The 16637-nt window shown below is 70.9% G+C and carries 16 protein-coding genes and 1 tRNA gene; 7 read left to right on the top strand and 10 right to left on the bottom strand.

Annotation, left to right across the window (positions count from 1 at the left end; genetic code table 11):
- The first annotated feature begins 168 nt into the window (after positions 1 to 168).
- Positions 169 to 597 carry a hypothetical protein gene (locus tag CK500_RS12995; RefSeq protein WP_095637640.1) on the top strand — a complete coding sequence of 143 codons (429 nt, stop codon included), beginning with the start codon at positions 169 to 171 and terminating at the stop codon, positions 595 to 597.
- 632 nt (positions 598 to 1229) lie between these two features.
- On the opposite strand, the gene CK500_RS12990 is transcribed toward CK500_RS12995, so the two are convergent.
- The 3 genes from CK500_RS12990 to CK500_RS12980 all read right to left on the bottom strand — a co-directional run bounded on the left by CK500_RS12990 (position 1230) and on the right by CK500_RS12980 (position 3347).
- Positions 1230 to 1313: transfer RNA gene (locus tag CK500_RS12990), tRNA-Leu, on the bottom strand.
- A gap of 30 nt (positions 1314 to 1343) precedes the next feature.
- Positions 1344 to 2390, bottom strand: a complete 1047-nt coding sequence (locus CK500_RS12985; RefSeq protein ID WP_095637639.1) for a PAS domain-containing sensor histidine kinase — start codon at positions 2388 to 2390, stop codon at positions 1344 to 1346.
- A gap of 63 nt (positions 2391 to 2453) precedes the next feature.
- Positions 2454 to 3347, bottom strand: a complete 894-nt coding sequence (locus tag CK500_RS12980; RefSeq protein WP_095637638.1) for an EamA family transporter — start codon at positions 3345 to 3347, stop codon at positions 2454 to 2456.
- An 82-nt stretch (positions 3348 to 3429) separates the two neighbouring features.
- Here CK500_RS12980 and CK500_RS12975 point away from each other — a divergent pair, with 82 nt between their 5' ends.
- Positions 3430 to 4020 carry a DUF309 domain-containing protein gene (locus CK500_RS12975; RefSeq protein WP_095637637.1) on the top strand — a complete coding sequence of 197 codons (591 nt, stop codon included), beginning with the start codon at positions 3430 to 3432 and terminating at the stop codon, positions 4018 to 4020.
- 106 nt (positions 4021 to 4126) lie between these two features.
- Positions 4127 to 4930, top strand: coding sequence for a M14 family metallopeptidase (locus tag CK500_RS12970; RefSeq protein ID WP_095637636.1), 804 nt, complete (start codon positions 4127 to 4129; stop codon positions 4928 to 4930).
- A gap of 22 nt (positions 4931 to 4952) precedes the next feature.
- On the opposite strand, the gene CK500_RS12965 is transcribed toward CK500_RS12970, so the two are convergent.
- Entirely contained in the window at positions 4953 to 5357 is a 405-nt protein-coding gene (locus tag CK500_RS12965) for a cupin domain-containing protein (protein ID WP_095637635.1), read from the bottom strand.
- Positions 5358 to 6011: 654 nt separating this feature from the next.
- Here CK500_RS12965 and CK500_RS12960 point away from each other — a divergent pair.
- The 4 genes from CK500_RS12960 (at position 6012) to CK500_RS12945 (ending at position 10458) form a co-directional block, all read left to right on the top strand.
- Positions 6012 to 7340, top strand: a complete 1329-nt coding sequence (locus CK500_RS12960; RefSeq protein ID WP_095637634.1) for a CoA-binding protein — start codon at positions 6012 to 6014, stop codon at positions 7338 to 7340.
- Between the two features lie 116 nt (positions 7341 to 7456).
- The gene (locus CK500_RS12955; RefSeq protein WP_095637633.1) at positions 7457 to 8944 is read left to right on the top strand and encodes an aldehyde dehydrogenase family protein; all 1488 of its coding nucleotides are present in this window, start codon (positions 7457 to 7459) and stop codon (positions 8942 to 8944) included.
- A 145-nt stretch (positions 8945 to 9089) separates the two neighbouring features.
- Positions 9090 to 9851 carry an IclR family transcriptional regulator gene (locus CK500_RS12950; protein WP_095637632.1) on the top strand — a complete coding sequence of 254 codons (762 nt, stop codon included), beginning with the start codon at positions 9090 to 9092 and terminating at the stop codon, positions 9849 to 9851.
- Positions 9852 to 9924: 73 nt separating this feature from the next.
- Positions 9925 to 10458, top strand: a complete 534-nt coding sequence (locus tag CK500_RS12945) for a gamma carbonic anhydrase family protein (RefSeq protein WP_095637631.1) — start codon at positions 9925 to 9927, stop codon at positions 10456 to 10458.
- Positions 10459 to 10820: 362 nt separating this feature from the next.
- Here the strand turns inward: CK500_RS12945 and CK500_RS12940 are convergent, their stop codons facing one another.
- From CK500_RS12940 to CK500_RS12915, 6 genes are all read right to left on the bottom strand, one after another.
- Positions 10821 to 11144: a hypothetical protein gene (locus tag CK500_RS12940; protein WP_095637676.1), complete on the bottom strand. Its 324-nt coding sequence runs from the start codon at positions 11142 to 11144 to the stop codon at positions 10821 to 10823.
- Between the two features lie 71 nt (positions 11145 to 11215).
- Entirely contained in the window at positions 11216 to 12445 is a 1230-nt protein-coding gene (locus CK500_RS12935; protein ID WP_095637630.1) for an FAD-dependent monooxygenase, read from the bottom strand.
- Between the two features lie 57 nt (positions 12446 to 12502).
- Entirely contained in the window at positions 12503 to 13954 is a 1452-nt protein-coding gene (locus CK500_RS12930) for an SLC13 family permease (protein ID WP_095637629.1), read from the bottom strand.
- Between the two features lie 78 nt (positions 13955 to 14032).
- Positions 14033 to 14425, bottom strand: coding sequence for an acyl-CoA thioesterase (locus tag CK500_RS12925; protein ID WP_095637628.1), 393 nt, complete (start codon positions 14423 to 14425; stop codon positions 14033 to 14035).
- Positions 14422 to 15198 (bottom strand): acetate--CoA ligase family protein, encoded by a 777-nt coding sequence (locus tag CK500_RS12920; RefSeq protein WP_095637627.1) that lies wholly within the window; start codon positions 15196 to 15198, stop codon positions 14422 to 14424. Before CK500_RS12920 ends, CK500_RS12925 begins: the two co-directional genes overlap by 4 nt.
- Positions 15191 to 16570: a CoA-binding protein gene (locus CK500_RS12915; protein ID WP_095637626.1), complete on the bottom strand. Its 1380-nt coding sequence runs from the start codon at positions 16568 to 16570 to the stop codon at positions 15191 to 15193. Before CK500_RS12915 ends, CK500_RS12920 begins: the two co-directional genes overlap by 8 nt.
- Between the last annotated feature and the right edge of the window lie 67 nt (positions 16571 to 16637).

The raw sequence follows: 16637 nt of genomic DNA, 5'->3' as shown, positions 1-16637 counted from the left end.
ATCGACCGTCCGTCAGGGGCCGGCAAAACCGTTTCGGACCCTTCGTTTCGGGTGGACGTTCGTGAGGATTCCGCGGCGGCCGTGCGGACCGGGCGCGACCGCGGAACGGAAGGGGCGCGACGGAGCGAAAAGCACTCATCGCGGGCGGGCGCACCGTCTGGTCGACCCATGACCTGGTCCCCGCTCCCTCCCGCGGTCGCGGCCGTCGTCGCGGCCGCGCTCAGCGTCACGCGTCGCGTTCCGACCGTCGTGATGGAGTCGTCGATCGGCGTCCCCGGCCCGCGCGCGCTCAGCCTGTACACGCTCGGAGGCCGCTTCGCCGCGTTTGTGCTCGTCTACGGGCTGCTGCTCGGCGCCGCGTATCGGGTCGGCCGCGCCGGCGGCGCGGTCGACGCCCGGGCGACGACGCTGGCCACCGGCGCCGTCGGCGGACTCGTGTACCTCGTCGGGACCGCCGCGGTGCTGCTGTGGACCGGCCCCAGTCAGGAGGTGATCTCGGCCGTCACCACGCTCGGCTCCGCGGTCGCCGTCGGCGTCCAGCTCGCCGTCGTCGCGTTCGCCGGGATCGCGCTGGGTCGATCGCGGATACGCGGTTAGCGGTGGAGTGGAGAACGGCTTCAGCGGTCTCGGTGGCCGCTTATAAGTAATCGGTGGCTCCGCGGCGAACGCCTCCAAAGCCCCAGCCGCTTGCTTATAAGTCGTTGACTGCGGATCGCCGGTGAACAGCTCCAAAGCCCCAGCCGGGAGGTGGGCAGACGCTCGCTGTCGTTCGAGACGCCTTCGGCGTCTCGTGATGACGAAACGGCTCCGCCGTTTCGAACCACGCTCCTCACTCGTTCGCTTCGCTCACTCGTTGCGGTGCTTGCATCGCCTCTGCCCACCTCCCGGCTGCCCCTTTGAGTCCCGCCCCGCACCGCTCCGCACCTCAGACCTCCCCAGCCTCGTCGCTGGCGCCTTAAAAGGCGCCAGCGACTCCCTCGCACGCGCTCTCGCCGGCGGCGTCGCCGCCGGCTGTCAGAGAGACCTTCGGTCTCTCACTACTCGCGCCCTTATCAGGGCGCTCGGAGGCGCGCGCCACCGCATCCGTAGTGACTCTGTGATCGATGTCGCTGATCGCCGCTCCCGATCCCGTTTATAAATAGCCGACGCTAGGCGAGTTCGAGTGAAGTGTTGCGAGGGAAGAGCGCTCCGAGAGCGGTCTTCCGCATTCGCGCGCTGTGACGCGCTCATGCGAGGGGAGGGATTTGAACCCACGGACCTCTACAGGAGCGGAGCTTGAATCCGCCGCCGTTTCCGGGCTTGGCTACCCTCGCACGCGAGTCGTCGTTCGACGGCGGCGCTTTTTATTTCATCGGTTCCGCACCGACCAGCGTCGCCCGGAACCCCCCGGCGTCGGACTCGCCGAGGTCCAGCTCCCACCCGTGCGCAGCCGCGACGCGCTTGACGATGGCGAGCCCGATCCCGGTGCCGCCCCCGTGGGAGACGCCGAACGCGGCCACCTCGTCCAAGTCGTCCGCGTCGATCCCCGGGCCGTCGTCCGCCACGTAGACGCCGCGGTCGTCGACGCCGACGCGGACCGTGGGGGACGCGCCGGCGTGGTCGAAGGCGTTCCCGATCAGGTTCCCGAGCGCCCGGCGCAGCAGCGTCGGGTCGCCGCCGACGGGGCCGGGGTCCTCGACGACGAGCGCGGCCGGGTCCACCTCGTCGCCGAAGTCGCCGGACTCGGCGCAGTCGGCCGCGAGGGCAGCGAGGTCGACGGGCTCGGCCGCGGTGTCGACCTCGTCCGGATCGCGGGCCATCACGAGCGCCTCGTCGATCATCGCCTCGATCCGACCGAGGGCGCTCTCCGCGGCGTCGAGCCCGTCGACCTCCCCGGTCTCCCGGGCGAGGTCGACGTATCCCCTCGCCACCGACAGGGGGTTCCGGAGGTCGTGCGAGAGGAACCCCGCGAGGCGTTCGAGCCGCTCGTTGAGCCGCGCCAGCTCGCGCTCGCGCTCGACGCGGTCCGTCACGTCGCGGATCACGCCGACGACACCGACGACCGCCCCGTCGCGCTCAATCGGCGTCAGCCGCGTCTCGGTCGTGACCGTCGACCCGTCGCCGAGCGTCGTCGTGAGCTGGACGCGCTCGTCGTCGGACGCGCCCGCGAGCACCCGCTCGACGGCCTCGCGGTAGCGCTCGCCGGCGTCCGCGCTCCAGTACCCCTCCTCGACGAGCCGCTCCGGGTGCGGCGCGTGGAGGTCTTCCTCGTCGAATTCGGTCACCTCGCGGAGCCGGTCGTTGACGAAGACGCGGTTCCGGTCCGCGTCGAGGACGTACGCGCCGTCGCCGAGGGCGTCGACGACCGACCCCGCGTGGTCGATCGGCGTGGATCCCGGCGCGGAGTTCATACCCGGGGAAGGTGCCGAGCGAACAAGTGTGTCTCGGGTAGCGGCAGGACTCTCGCCGGGCCGTCACAGCGCGATCATCGCGACGCCGACGACCGCGAGGAGCGCGGCGACGAGCCGGACCCGGAAGTAGCGCTCGCCGAGGACGACCCCGCCGAGGACGACGGCGACGATGGCCTGCGTGTTGATCACCGGAGAGGCGACGCTCGCGGGCAGCGCCGCGAACGCGACCGTCGTCAGGTGCTCGCCGAGCGCGACCAGCGCGCCGGCCGCGAGGAACTTCGGTACGTCGGCTCTGTTCACCGCGGGCGGGGTCCGGACCGCGGCGGGCAGCAGGATCAGCCCGGCGCCCGCGAGCAGCAGGGGGACCCACAGCGTCCCCGGGATCGCGAGCTCCTGGAGCCCCACCCGCTTCCCGAGGTCGGAGACCGCGTAACACGCCGCGCTCAGCAGCGCGAGCTGGGCCGGTCGCGAGTGGACGGCGCCGACCAGCGGCGCGATCAGGCTGCCGGGCTCGTAGTTCGCGACGTACACCGCGGCGGTGGCGACGACCACCCCGGCCACCTGTATCGGCGCGAGCACCTCGCCGAGCAGCAGCACCTCGAGCGGGAGCACGAACATCGGGACGACCTTGTTGATCGGGGTCACGTACGACACGTCGCCCTCGTCTATCGCCCGGAGGAAGAGCACGAACGCGGCCGCGGTCGCCGCCGCGGTCCCGGCGACGACGGCGACGGCGGCGGGGTCGACGCCGGCTATTCCCCGGACGAGCCCCCCGACCCCGTCGGGAGGGAGATCGGTCGTCGCGACGGTGACCGGGAGGAACCACGCGATCGCCGAGGCGTTGATCAGCACCGTGAGCCCGGCGGGCGGGTAGCCGGAGAAGGAGCGCTTCAGCACGAAGATGTAGGTCCCCCAGACGACCGCGGCGCCGATCGCTGAGAGGAGGCCGGCGTCCATTGCCGGACCCGACGCCCGGCGGGGGAAAGAAGCGTTCGATCCCCGCGAAACGGTTAGGTCGCTGCGGACGCGACGCGTTCCCATGGACGAGCACACCCGGGACCCCGGCGTCGCCCCGCCGCTCGGGAATCCGACCGGGTGGCACGCGGGGGGCGAGAGCGTCGCGGACGACGGCGTCGCGAGCGAGGGCGCTGACGGCGAGAGCGGCGACGCCGCGGACGAAGCGCCCCCCGCCGACGCGCGGATCGCCGGCGGCCACTGGGAGCACGCCACCCTCCGGCGCGCGACCGAGCACGGCGTCCGGCTGTTCAACGCCGGCGACTACCACGAATCGCACGATTGCTTCGAGGACGAGTGGTATAACTACGGGAGCGGCACCGCCGAGAGCGCCTTCTGCCACGGGATGGTGCAGGTCGCGGCGGGGGCGTACAAGCGCGCCGACTTCGGGAACGACGACGGGATGCGGTCGCTGTTCGAGACCGCGCTGGAGTACCTCCGCGGGCTCCCGGGCGACTTCTACGGCGTCGATCTCGACGAGGTCCGGGCGACGCTCCGGGCCGCGCTCGACGACCCGGCCGCGATCGACGGGTGGAAGATTCCCATCGACGGCGCCCGCCCGGAAGCGTACCCGGCCGACTACGAGTACGCGGAGCGGATCGACGAGGCGCACTAACTGGCGGGCGGTACGGAACGGGGAAATCGAGCCGAGAGACGCGCCGACCCGCCGACCGGCGTCTCCGATCCGAACGCCACTTATCGGCGGGGCCCCTCTCGGTCGTATGGACGTACACGATCTGGGCGAGGGGGAGCCGGAGGTCGCGGTCGTCGGCGCGATCCACGGCGACGAGCCCTGCGGCGCCCGCGCGGTCCGACGGCTCCTTGACGCCGACCTCGACGTCGAGCGCCCGGTCCGGCTGATCGTCGCCAACGAGGCGGCGCTCGACGCCGGGGTCCGGTACCTCGATGTCGACCTCAACCGGTCGTTCCCCGGCGATCCGGACGCGGAGGCGCACGAGGAGCGGCTCGCCGCCGAGCTGCTCGACGCGCTCGACGGCTGTTCCACGCTCGCGATCCACTCGACGCAGTCGTACGCCGAGCCGTTCGCCGTCGTCGACTCGATGGACGAGGTCGCCCGCGCCGTCGCCCCGCACCTCCCGGTCGACGCCGTGATCCAGACGGACGCGTTCACCGAGGGCCGGCTCATCGAGCACCCGCACACGCTCGAAGTGGAGGCCGGCCTGCAGGGCTCCGAGGGTGCCGCCGACAACGCCTACTGGCTCGCGCGGGCGTTCCTGGCGGCGACCGGCGTCGCCCCCGCGCCCGGCGCGGAGGACGTGGTCGACGCTGGCGGGCGCGAGGACGTGGAGGTGTTCCGGCTCCGGGACCGGATCCCCAAGCCGGAGGCGGAGGCGTACGAGGTGTTCGCCCGCAACTTCGAGCGCGTCGAGACGGGCGAGGCGTTCGCGGCCGCCGGCGACGAGCAGCTCCGCGCCGACGAGCCCTTCTACCCGGTGTTGCTGTCGCCGTACGGCTACCGCGACCAGTTCGGCTACGTCGCGGATAGGGTCGGGACGCTGGAGTAGCGCGCGGCGACCCGGGCCGCCGCTACTCGACCAGTTCGATCTCGTCGTCCCCGTTCGGCACCGCGCAGATGAACGCCCCCGGTTCATCGCCCTCGTTCCGGTACCAGTGTTCGACGCCCGCCGGGATGAGGAGCGCGTCGCCGGGGCCGACGACGCGTTCCTCCTCGCCGATCCCGACGACGTACTCGCCGACGAGCACGTACTGCTCGTGTTCGACCGCGTTCGTGTGACGGGGAACGACGGCGCCGGGCGCGAGCTCGAAGCGCCGCATCGCGAAGGTCGGGGCCCCGTCCGACTCGTCGAGCAGGACTCCCTTCCGGAGCCCCTCGGCCGCGTCGACCGGCTCGTAGCCGATCTCGTCGCCGCGCTTCACGACGGGGATCGGCTCGTCGGCCTCGCCGCCCGCGTCCTCGGTGGTGTCTCGCATACCGGCCGATCGGCGGCGGACGGCTTATAAACCACGCCGAGGAGCCGACCCTCGCGTCGAGGGGCGGTCGGTGGTTCGCGAGGAACATCGGACCGCGGCGGTCGAAACTCCCGCGTTCGGACGCCCCGTCGATCCCGTACACCACTCGGCGCATCGGCTTTCCTATCAATTTTAAGTATATCTTCTATCAAATTCATAATTGCATCCATACTATCTGGCCTACCGGTGGAATCGAGAGGCCGATCGACGGATAATAAGCGTCTATATAGTCTAAAACGGCCGAATACGTCGACTCGAACGTTCGAGAAAGTCGCGTCGACCGAGCGTTCGTCCATCTGAAGCGATCGGTCAACGCGGACGCCGGTAGTCTGCTGAAGTGGCGTGAAACTACATAAGTCGGCCAATTTATCGGAACAAAGCGGTGACGACGCGATCGAGACCTCGCGGACCGACGACGCGAGCTCGACTCGGACGATTATATTCGTAATCTTATATAATATCAGAACTATCGTATTTTTTAGTTTTACGGGGCCGGAGCGAGAAACTCGACGCGGGTTCCAGGGGACCGGCCGATCGGCGACGCGCCTCGAGTGCCGCCGATCGACCGGCGCCGGCTCCGGTATTTTCATTGTACTGTTCGATAGTACGGTTTCCATGGGAGTCACTGACTTCTTCGATCCGGACGGGATCGCCGTCATCGGCGCGTCGAAGACCCCCGGCAAGCTGGGCAACGACGCGATGACCAACATCCGTTCGTACGACGGCGACGTGTACCCGGTGAACCCCGGCAGTACAGGGAGCGTCTACGGGTACGAGTTCGTGGACTCGGTCGGCGAGACCGACGCGGACCTGGCGCTGTGTTGCGTCCCGAGTCCGGTCGTCCCCGAGGTCCTTGAGGAGTGCGGCGAGGCCGGCGTCGGCGCCGCGGTGATCTTCGCGGGCGGGTTCGGGGAGGTCGACGAGGCCGGCCGCGAGCGCGAGGCCGAGGTCGCCGCGATCGCCGAGGAGTACGACGTGACGGTCCTCGGGCCGAACACCGCCGGCTACTGCATTCCGCACCTCGATCTGTACGGATCGTTCGTCCCGGAGATCCGCGACGTCGAGACGGGCGGCGTCGCGCTCGTCGCTCAGAGCGGCGGCATCGGCGTCACGGGGGCCTTCCAGCTCGACCGCGAGGAGTACGGCGTCTCGGCGATGTTCGGGCTCGGGAACCGCGCGAACGTCGACTTCGCGGACCTGGTCCCGGTCCTCGACGACGACCCGCACACGGACGCGATCGCGGTCCACGTCGAGGGGACCGACGACGTCGACGACGCGATCGCCGCGTTCCGCGACGCGGAGACGCCGGTGGTGATGCTCAAGGCCGGCAGCGAGGAGCTTGGCGACTTCGTCGGCTCCCACACCGGGGCGCCGATACAGCGCCGCGAGACCTACGAGGACGCGCTGGCGGGCGAGGGCGTCGTCTTCGTCGACACCGTGACGGAGCTCGTCGACGCCGCGCGGGCCATCGCGTCCGCGCCGACGCCGGACGGCCGGAACGTCGGGCTGGTCACGGCGCAGGCGGGACCGGGGATCCTGGTCGCCGACGAGCTGCGCGAGCGCGGGGCGTCGTTCCCCGCCCTCGCCGAGGAGACGGACGAACGGGTGACGGAGCTGTTACAGGGGATCACCTACACGGAGAACCCGGTCGACACCGGTCGGCCGCTCCCCGAGTTCGGCGAGGTGATCGACGCGGTCGCCCGGGACGACGCCGTCGACGCGGTCGTCGTCTACGAGATCTACGAGCGGTCGCTCGGGTATCCGGTCGAGGAGCTGGAGGCGCTGGCCGACGACCTCGACAAGCCGATCTGCTTTACGGTCGCGGGTCCGAGGAGATTCGAGGAGGAGCGACTGGAGATGGAAGCGGCCGGGATCCCGACGTTTCAGGCGCCCGAGCGCGGGGCGAGCGCGGTCGGTGCGCTCCTCGAACTGGCCGACGAGTGACCGGCGCCGCGAGGCGATCGGCGGCCGGACCCCGGTCGGCGAGCGCATGCGGCCCCTCCGGTGTCACGACTGTTACCACACACCTATTAGGTCGGCGGACGGAGCTACCACCGACGATGCCAGACGACATCAGCCCTGACAGCGACTGGGACAGCCTGTACATCGACGGGTCGTGGGTCGACGCGGCCGACGGGGAGACGATTCCCGTCGAGAACCCCTCGACGCGCGAGTCGTTCACCGAGGTGGCGGCCGCGACGGAGGCGGACGTCGACGCGGCCTACGAGGCGGCCGCGAGCGCGAGCGACGAGTGGGGAGCGACGCCCCCGGCGGCCCGCGAGGAGGTCGTCAGAGAGGCCCTGCGGGCGCTCGACGACGCCGAGGCGGACATCGTCGAGCTGATGTCGCACGAGGCGGGCGGAACCGCCGGGTACGGACACACCTCACACCACCTGGCGATGGATCAGGCCGGCGAGGCCGCCACGCTCCCCCGTCGGATGAAGGGCGAGCACATCGCCTCGAACATCCCCGGCAAGGAGAACCTCGTCCAGCGCGAGCCCAAGGGCGTGGTGACGGTGATCTCGCCGTGGAACTTCCCGCTGAACCTGAGCGCGCGGGCCGTGTTCCCCGCGCTCGCCGCGGGCAACGCGGTCGTGTTGAAGCCGGCGACGAACACCCCGATAAGCGGCGGGCTGCTGTTCGCGAAGCTCTTCGAGGAGACCGACCTCCCGGCGGGCGCGCTCAACGTCGTCACCGGCCGCGGCTCGGAGATCGGCGACCGCGTCGCGGGACACCCCGAGAGCGACGTGGTGGCGTTCACCGGCTCGACCGAGGTCGGGCGGCGCGTGGCCGCCGCCGCCGGCGAGAACCTCGCGGTGCCGGCGATGGAGCTCGGCGGAAACAACGCCCACGTCGTCACCGGCGACGCCGACGTCGACCGCGCGGTCGACAGCGCCGTGTTCGGGTCGTTCATCCACCAGGGACAGGTGTGTATCTCCATCAACCGCCACCTCGTCCACGAGGACGCCTACGACGAGTACGTCGCGAAGCTGACCGAGCGCGCCGAGGGGTTGGCCGCGGGCAGCGCGCACGACGAGGTCCACCTCGGCCCCGTCATCGACGAGACGCAGCGCGACAAGATGCTGGCGTACGTCGAGGAGACGGTCGACGCCGGCGCGACCCTCGAAACCGGTGGCGGGATCGTCGACCTCGACGGGGTCGAGGACTCCTTGGTCGTCGAACCCACCGTCCTCTCGGACGTGACCAACGACATGGCGGCGGCGTGTAACGAGCACTTCGGCCCCATCGCGCCGGTCATCCCGTTCTCCGACGTGGACGAGGCGGTCGCGCTGGCGAACGACACCGAGTACGGCCTCTCCGGGTCGGTCCACGCGGGTGATCTCGGCACGGCGAAGGATATCGCGGACCGCATGGAGACCGGCATGGTCCACATCGGCGACCAGCCGATCAACGACGAGGCGCACGTCCCGTTCAGCGGCACCGGCGCCTCGGGCATGGGCGGATACAACACCGACGAGTTCCTCCGAGAAGTCACCGAGAACAAGTGGATCTCGATCCAGCACGAGCCGCGCGAGTACCCGTTCTGAGCGGGGAGCGCCGAGTCGCCCCCGGGGGGCCGTTCACGACCACTCTGGGATTGTTCACAGCCCCCGGAGTCGTTCACAGTCGACTCGGGATCGTTCACGATTGACGAACACGATCTTTTTTATCCTGGCCCCACAGGCGACACGTATGGACGAAACGGATCCGCAAACGGTCGGGGCGGTCGAGACGACCTTCGCGGTCATCGGCGTGTTACAGGACCGCGGCGGGGCCGGAGTCACGGAGATCGCGAACGAGCTCGACCTCTCGAAGAGCGCGGTGCACAAGCACCTCGCCACGCTCGTCGACCAGCGGTGCGTCGTCCAGCGCGGCGACGAGTACCGGCTCGGCCTCGGGCTGTTTCAGTACGGCTCGTTCGTTCGGAACGGGTACGACGTGTTCCACAAGGCGAAGCCGCGAGTGCGCGAACTCGCCGAGGAGACCGGCGAGATGGTGTGGCTCATCGTCGAGGAGAACGGGATGGCGATGTACCTGTTCGGCGACGGCGGGTCGCTCGACATCAACGTGGACTCGCTCGTCGGCACGTGGACGCACCTCCACCTCAACTCGGGCGGCAAGGCGATCCTCTCGCAGTTCTCCGAGGAGCGGGTCCGCGAGATCGTCGACGAGCACGGCCTCCCCCGGCGGACCGCTCGGACGATCACCGACGTCGACGAGCTGCTGGCCGAGCTCGAGCGGACCCGCGACCGGGGGTACGCGCTGAACCTCGAGGAGGATCTCACGGGGATCCACGCGATCGGCGCGCCGATCGTTCACCGCGAGGAGGTGCAGGGCGCGCTCTCGATCGCCGGGGCGGCGAACCGGCTGACCGAGGAGCGGTGCCACGACGAGTACGCGGACCGGCTGTTGACGGCGGTCAACGACCTCGAGCTGAACCTCACGTACCGCTGAGCGGGATCGCGTTCCCTCGCCGTCGCCCCGCTCCCGCCTGCACGCATTTACGTCGCCCCTGCGAGGGCGACCCATGCGCATTCCCTTCGACGGGTCCGATCCCGAGGTGGCCGACGACGCGTACGTCTCCCGAACCGCCGTCCTGTCCGGCGACGTGGCGGTCGCGTCCGGTGCCAGCGTGTGGCCGCTCGTCTCCCTCCGCGGCGACCGCGGTCCGGTCGCCGTCGGCGAGGAGACGAACGTCCAGGAGTTCACGACGCTGCACGGCGCCGAGCTGGGCGACCGCGTCTCGGTCGGCCACGGCGCCGTCGTCGACTTCGCGACCGTCGCGGACGACGTCCTCGTGGGCATGCAGTCGTCCGTGCTTCAGGGGGCGACGGTCGAGTCGAACTGCCTCGTCGCCGCGAACGCGGTCGTGCCGAGCGGGACGACGGTCCCCGAGGGGCACCTGGCGTACGGGACGCCGGCCGAGACCAGGCCCCTCACCGACGGACAACGCGAACAGATCTCGCAGGTGCACGAACACTACGCGACGCTCTCGAAGCGGTTCGCGCGGGCGGAAACCGACGCGTATCGCGTGCCACCGGAACGGGGCTCCGAGGAGTGACACGGGCCGCGGACGCGCCGTACGACACGCTGTTTCTTGTGAGAGAACATATTTCGGCCGATCGATCATTGGGGATCCGACACAAATTACAAACATAGTAATGTAACGCCATCACCGATCGAGAGGCGGAGACGGGGCGAGACCGGGACCGCGTCCGACGACGATCATGATCGACTAAGACGATTATGTTCGCTATACGGAAACGATTCAGACGGAGCCGCCGTCGCGATCGGCGTGTCCGCTCACGATCGGCGTGGCTGCGCCCGATCGATGCGGGCGCTCTCGGACACCGGCGATACCGGGAACACGTAGCGAGAACGGAAGGCGTTGCGAGAACGCTGTTCGAGGCGGCGGCGAACGAGTTACGCGAGGCCGAGCCGCGTCGCGACCCAGTGGTCGCGGCCGGCGGTCACGAACGCCTCCTCGTCGTCGAACTCGGTCTCCTCGGCGACGAACTCGTCCCAGTCGCCGTCCGCCACGTAGTCGAGCTCGGCCGCCGACGCGGCGTCGGACGGGCTCGCGGCGACGAGGTCGTCGAACGTCTCGAACGCCGTGTGTTCGCCCACGAACTCGTCGTCGAACACCTCCGTGAGCGGGATCGGCTCGTCCCGGTCGTACACCTCTTCCGCGTCCGGGAGGTCGTCGTGCGATGCAGCGACGTCCTCGAGGTCGCCTTGAAGCACCATGTTCGTCATCACTTATCGCCCCGATCTATGTAAATGATTCCCATTCGCGGGGGTGGGGTGCCCCCGTCGATTCAGTAGTTCCCGGTCGAGACGATCGGCGGCGTCCCGTGGGGGCCGTACGGCGCGTCGTCGAGGTACTCGCCGGCGACCTCGAACTGGTCGGCCAGCGACGCGGCGACCTCCTTCCGGAGGACGGGGACCGGGTGGTCCCCCTGGAGGTACTCGAGCGCCTGTCCGGCCGCCTCGAGGTTGTACTGCGCCGCCTTCTCGCGGCGGGCGGCGTACAGCTCGACCTCGTCGCGAGCCACCGCTTCCGTCCGCGCGTCGACCGCGACGCTGATCGCGGAGGCCGCCTCGTCGGCGTCGGCGATCCCGGAGTTCATCCCGCGGGCGCCGAACGGCGCCAGCAGGTGCGCGGCCTCGCCCGCGAGCAGCACGCGCCGGTTGTCGTCGACGAAGGTGTCCGCCATCACCTGGAGGAACTTGTAGCTGGACACCCAGGTGACGTTGTCGGCGTAGCGCTCGCCCATCACCGAGGAGACGAACTCGCGCATCCGCTCGTCCGAGGAGAGCTCCTCCGGGTCGTCGTCGGGGAGACACTGGATGTCGAGCCGCCACCCGCCGGTGAAGGGAACGAGCATCACGTTGCGGCCGTCGGCCGCGGGGTCGTCGTAGTGGAAGAGCCGCTCGCAGGGGTACGGGTCCTCCTCGACCTCCTCGACGTCGGCGATGATGAAGGAGTTCTCCGACTGGGACCCCTCAAACTCGGCGCCGATCTCCTTGCGGACCGTCGAGCCGCCGCCGTCGGCGCCGACGAGGTACTCGCCCTCCCACTCGCGCCCGTCGGCGGTCTCGACGTGGACGCCGTCCGCGGTCGTCTCCACGCTCTCGACCTCGGCCTCCCAGTGGATCTCGACGCCGGCCTCATCGAGGGCCTCGTGCATGTACTCCTCGGTCCACTCCTGGGGAATGCTCGTGAAGTGCGGGATCTCGCCGTCGCCGCCCGGCGAGTCGTAGGTCCGGCGGAACACCTGCTTGCCGCGCCAGCGCGTGTGGCGGGTGGGCCAGACGACGCCGTCGTCGACGAGCCGTTTCCCGAGCCCGGGGTGGACCCGCTCGAGCGTCCGAAGGGTCGACCCGTGGACGTAGATCGCGCGGCTGCCGGACCGGTCTCGGTCCGCCGACTCCGCCTCCAGAATGGTCGCGTCGACGCCGCGGGCGTGTAACGCCAGCGCCGTCGTCATCCCCACGGGACCGGCCCCGGCGATAAGCACCGGTTCGTCCGTACTGGTGTCGCTCATACAGGTACGTATGTCTTCACGTACCACGACAAAAGCGTTTGGGGTCGTTCCCGCGAGTCAGTACAGCGCCGCCATCCACCCCAGGTGGATCGGCAGCAGCACCGCGATCGTCGCGAGGGTGCAGGCCGCCGTGGTCCGGATCAGTTCGCTCGTCTCGACGTCCCCCTCGGCGAGGATGGCGATGAGCACCGCCGACTGGTAGGGGAAGAAGTAGTTGCTCAGCCCCAGCGCCTCGATCATCAACACCGGGGTCAGCGGCAGCCCGGCCGACTCCGCGTAGGTGATCACGACGGGCGTCAGGACGCTGGCGACGGCGAGCCCCTCCATCGCGAACGCGAGGAGCACCGTCGTCGCGAACACGAGCGCGAGCGCGACGACGAGCGGCGCGTCCGCGGGGACCGTCCCGAGGAGCGTCGTCGCCGCGCGCTCGGAGAGCCCGGTCGCCGCGAGCCCGTCGCCGATCGCGAGCACGGCGGCGACGAAGAACAGGATCGAGACGTCGAGCTCCTCGCCGACCTCCTCGAACCGCGCGACCCCGACGCCCGGGGCGAACGCGAGCGCGACGACGGCGATCGCGCCGACGACCGGGTCGAGCCCGTGGAGGAAGTCGGTGAGCCAGACGGCGACGCCGACGCTCAGGAACGCGAGCATCCGGGCGGGAGACCGGCCCGTCGGTGCGTCCGAGGCCGCGGGACCGATCCCCGCCTCGCCGGTCGCGTCGCCGGCGACGCCCTCGGCCGACCCGTCGTCGAGGGAGCGGTCGACCGCACTCCCCGCCGGCGGGCGGAACATCGCGTACACGACGGCGACGACGACGACCACCCGCGTCAGCCCCATCACCGGGTACATGTGGACGAGCCACTCGGTCCAGGCGATCGGGTGCCCGGCGACGGACTCGCCGAGCCCCGAAATGATGATGTTCGGCAGGTCGGCGGTCAACACGCCCGAGGACCCGTAGAACGTCGCGAACAGGGGGCCGAGGTAGACGCCGACCCGGGCCTGACGCGAGTCGAACCGCTCCCCGATCTCCGAGAGGATCGGCGCGAGCAGCAGCACCCGGACGAGCGAGGAGGGGATGAGCAGCGCGAGCGCGTGCGCGGCGAGCGACAGCGCCACGAGGAACCGGCGGTAGACGACCCGGGCGTCGACCGACCCGTCGCTCGGAAGCGCGCGGCGCGTCAGCACGCGGCCCGCCGCGTCGGCGAGGCCGCTCCGCCGGGTGGCGATCCCCATGAGCAGCCCGAAGCCGATGAGCCACGTCGCAGACGAGCGGAACCCCGTGAGTGCGGCGGCGGGCGACAGCGCCGCGGCGATGGCGCCGATCGCGAGGATCCCCGTGTACGCGGGCGCGACCGGCGTGAGCACCCAGAGGACGATGCTCCCCGCGGCGATCCCGGCGATCGCGCCCCCGTCGCCGCCGATCGACGCGACTGTCGCCACCCCGGCGAGGAGCGCGAGCGGGAACGCGACGCGCGGGGCCTTCGCCGCCGAGACGACGGTCCGGGCCATGAGCGTGTCAGGCGTCGCTCCGCGCGGGAGCGGGTCCCCGCTCGGCGCTCCGTTCGGTCCGTCCCGGCTCCGACGCCGTCATTCCGTCAGGGCCTCCCGAAGCGGGTCCGGGACCGGCGTCGGCCGCCCGTCCTCCACGTCGACGCAGACCCGCCGCTCGGTGCCGGAGAAGCGGAGCTCGCCGTCGACGGTCCCCGCGTACTCGAACGTGACGCTCGTCGTCCCGACCTCGGTCTCCAGCTCGAAGTCGACGACGTCGCCGCTCTCCACCGGGCGCTCGAAGTCGACGTCCATGGACCCGACCGGCAGTCCCACGCCGAAGCTGGTCTGGATCGCCCAGAACGGGTGCCCGATCGACTCCATGTACATGTCGGCGGTCTCCTGGAACGCGTCGACGATCCGCGGGTAGTGCGCGATGCCGAACGGGTCGCTGTCGGAGAACCGCACGGTCCACTCGCGGGTGTACGTCATCGGTCGGCACCCCCGGCGTCGCCGGCCTCGGCGTCGCCCGCTCCGTCCGCCTCCGAGAGCACCACCAGCCCGTCGAGCGCGGTCGCCCCGTCAGAGGCGGCGAGCACCGGGTTCAGGTCGATCTCGGCGATCTCCGGCGACGCGTCGAGCAGGTCGCCCACCGTCCGGACCACGTCCACGAGCGCGTCGAGGTCCGCCGGCACCCGGCCGCGGTAGCCGGAGAGCAGGGGCGCCGCGGTGAGCGACGTCACCGCCTCGCGGGCCTCGCGCTCCGTGACCGGCGCGATCCGGTGCGCGACGTCCCCGTACACCTCGGTGAACGTCCCGCCGAGCCCGACGAGCGTCACGGGGCCGAACGAGGGGTCGTTGGTCCCGCCGACGATCACCTCGGTGCCGGCGTCGACATCGACCGCCGACTCGACCAGCACCGACGCCGCGATCCCGCGGTCGGCCGCCGCCTCGTCGATCCGGGCGGCCGCGCGCCGGACCGCCTCGGGGCCGTCGAGGCCGACCGCGACGCCCGCGCCGTCGCCCCACTCGCTCTTGTGGGTGACCGCCGGCGACGAGACCTTCGCGACGACCGGGTAGCCGATCCGCTCGGCCGCGTCGACGGCGGCGTCGGGGTCCGCGGCGAGCTCGAACTCGGGTGTCGCCACCCCGACCGCCGACAGCAGCCCTTTGGCCTCCGCTTCGGTGAGGGTCGTTCGGCCCTCCGCGCGGGCGGACGCCGCGGCCTCGTCGACCGCGTCCGCGAGCGGCGACGGGTCACTCACGGGCGACCACCTCCGCGTCGGCCGCGTCGCGGGCGCGGAGCGCCCCGTACCGGGCGAGCACGCCGGCGAGGTCCGCCGCCCGCTCGGGGGTCCGGAGAACCGGAACGCCGAGGGATTCCAGGGCGGCGGCGTCGTCGGCCACGTCGGCGTCGGGGCCGTCGGTCGCGAACAGCACCGGCTTGTCGACCGCCTCGACTAACGCCTCCATCCGGTCGACCGGGAGGCCGATCGACGCCTCGTACAGCTCGTACACGAGGACCACGTCGACCGCGTCGTCGCGCGCGACGGTCGCCACCACGTCGCCGAACGCCGGCATCGGTCGGCCCGTGTCGACGGGGTTGTCCGCGTAGGTGATCCCCGGGAGCAGCTCTTCGAGCGTCGCCTCCGTCTCGTCGCTCAGGCTCGGGAGCCGACCGCCGGCCCGCTGGATCCGGTCGGCGACGATGATCCCGGGACCCGCCTGCGCCGTGACGACGCCGACGTTCGGCCCGTCGGGGACGGGACCGCCGGCGAGGGCGGTCGCCCCGTCGAGCAGCTCCGTCGTCGACGAGACCGTCGGGACGCCGTACTGCTCGAACCCGGCGACGTACAGGTCGTGGTCGCCGGTGAGCGCGCCGGTGTGCGACTCCGCGAAGTCGCCGACGTCGGACTCGCCGACCTTGTACGCGAGCACGGGCGTCTCCGCGGCGCGGCAGGCCTCGAGCAGCTCGCGGCCGCGGTCGGTCCCCTCCACGTGGAGGACGATCGCCTCGGTGTCGGCGTGCGCGTCGAAGTACCGGATCGCCTCGGGGAAGCCGACCGCGACCCGGTTCCCGAGCCCGACCATCGCGGAGAGCCCGCGCCCCTCCCGCAGCGCCTGGAAGGCGAGCGCGTGGGCGACCCCCCCGCTCTGCGCGATCACGGCGACGTCGCCCGCGCCGAGCTCGTCGATGCCGCTCGCGAACGAGCCGAGCAGCCCGTCGCCCGGGATCACGAACCCGCTGGTGTTGGGCCCGAGGACGGCCACGTCGTGTTCGGCCGCCGTCTCGGCGATCCGCTCCTGCCGGCGCTCGCCCTCGGCCCCGGACTCCGCGAACCCCCCGGCGTAGATCACGACCGCCGAGACGCCGGCGGCGGCGCACTCCGCGACCACGTCCGGGACGGCCCCCGCGGGCACGGCGAGGATCGCCAGATCGACCGGATCGTCGATCGCCGCGATCGACTCGACGAACGGTTCCCCGAACAGCTCCCCGTCGGCGGACGGGTTCACCGGGTACACCCGTCCGTCGAAGCGACTGAGGTTCGCCATCACCTCGTGGCCGATCTTCTCGGGCGACGACGACGCGCCGACCACCGCGATCGACCGCGGGTGAAACAGTGTTCCTACGTCCATGGGCCCATTACAGATACCGGTTGGATATCAGTTTCGGCGTCGTCAACGACTCGGGGCCTCCCGCGGG

This window comes from Halorubrum salipaludis (assembly GCF_002286985.1).
Lineage (GTDB): Archaea > Halobacteriota > Halobacteria > Halobacteriales > Haloferacaceae > Halorubrum > Halorubrum salipaludis.
Note: the sequence above shows the minus strand (reverse complement) of the source record. Positions and strands in the feature narration are given on the sequence as shown.

Excerpts from the sequence above, each read along its gene's own strand:
- CK500_RS12995 (WP_095637640.1), top strand. The coding sequence starts at position 169 with ATGACCTGGTCCCCGCTCCCTCCCGCGGTCGCGGCCGTCGTCGCGGCC.
- CK500_RS12985 (WP_095637639.1), bottom strand. The coding sequence starts at position 2,390 with ATGAACTCCGCGCCGGGATCCACGCCGATCGACCACGCGGGGTCGGTC.
- CK500_RS12980 (WP_095637638.1), bottom strand. The coding sequence starts at position 3,347 with ATGGACGCCGGCCTCCTCTCAGCGATCGGCGCCGCGGTCGTCTGGGGG.
- CK500_RS12975 (WP_095637637.1), top strand. The coding sequence starts at position 3,430 with ATGGACGAGCACACCCGGGACCCCGGCGTCGCCCCGCCGCTCGGGAAT.
- CK500_RS12970 (WP_095637636.1), top strand. The coding sequence starts at position 4,127 with ATGGACGTACACGATCTGGGCGAGGGGGAGCCGGAGGTCGCGGTCGTC.
- CK500_RS12965 (WP_095637635.1), bottom strand. The coding sequence starts at position 5,357 with ATGCGAGACACCACCGAGGACGCGGGCGGCGAGGCCGACGAGCCGATC.
- CK500_RS12960 (WP_095637634.1), top strand. The coding sequence starts at position 6,012 with ATGGGAGTCACTGACTTCTTCGATCCGGACGGGATCGCCGTCATCGGC.
- CK500_RS12955 (WP_095637633.1), top strand. The coding sequence starts at position 7,457 with ATGCCAGACGACATCAGCCCTGACAGCGACTGGGACAGCCTGTACATC.
- CK500_RS12950 (WP_095637632.1), top strand. The coding sequence starts at position 9,090 with ATGGACGAAACGGATCCGCAAACGGTCGGGGCGGTCGAGACGACCTTC.
- CK500_RS12945 (WP_095637631.1), top strand. The coding sequence starts at position 9,925 with ATGCGCATTCCCTTCGACGGGTCCGATCCCGAGGTGGCCGACGACGCG.
- CK500_RS12940 (WP_095637676.1), bottom strand. The coding sequence starts at position 11,144 with ATGGTGCTTCAAGGCGACCTCGAGGACGTCGCTGCATCGCACGACGAC.
- CK500_RS12935 (WP_095637630.1), bottom strand. The coding sequence starts at position 12,445 with ATGAGCGACACCAGTACGGACGAACCGGTGCTTATCGCCGGGGCCGGT.
- CK500_RS12930 (WP_095637629.1), bottom strand. The coding sequence starts at position 13,954 with ATGGCCCGGACCGTCGTCTCGGCGGCGAAGGCCCCGCGCGTCGCGTTC.
- CK500_RS12925 (WP_095637628.1), bottom strand. The coding sequence starts at position 14,425 with ATGACGTACACCCGCGAGTGGACCGTGCGGTTCTCCGACAGCGACCCG.
- CK500_RS12915 (WP_095637626.1), bottom strand. The coding sequence starts at position 16,570 with ATGGACGTAGGAACACTGTTTCACCCGCGGTCGATCGCGGTGGTCGGC.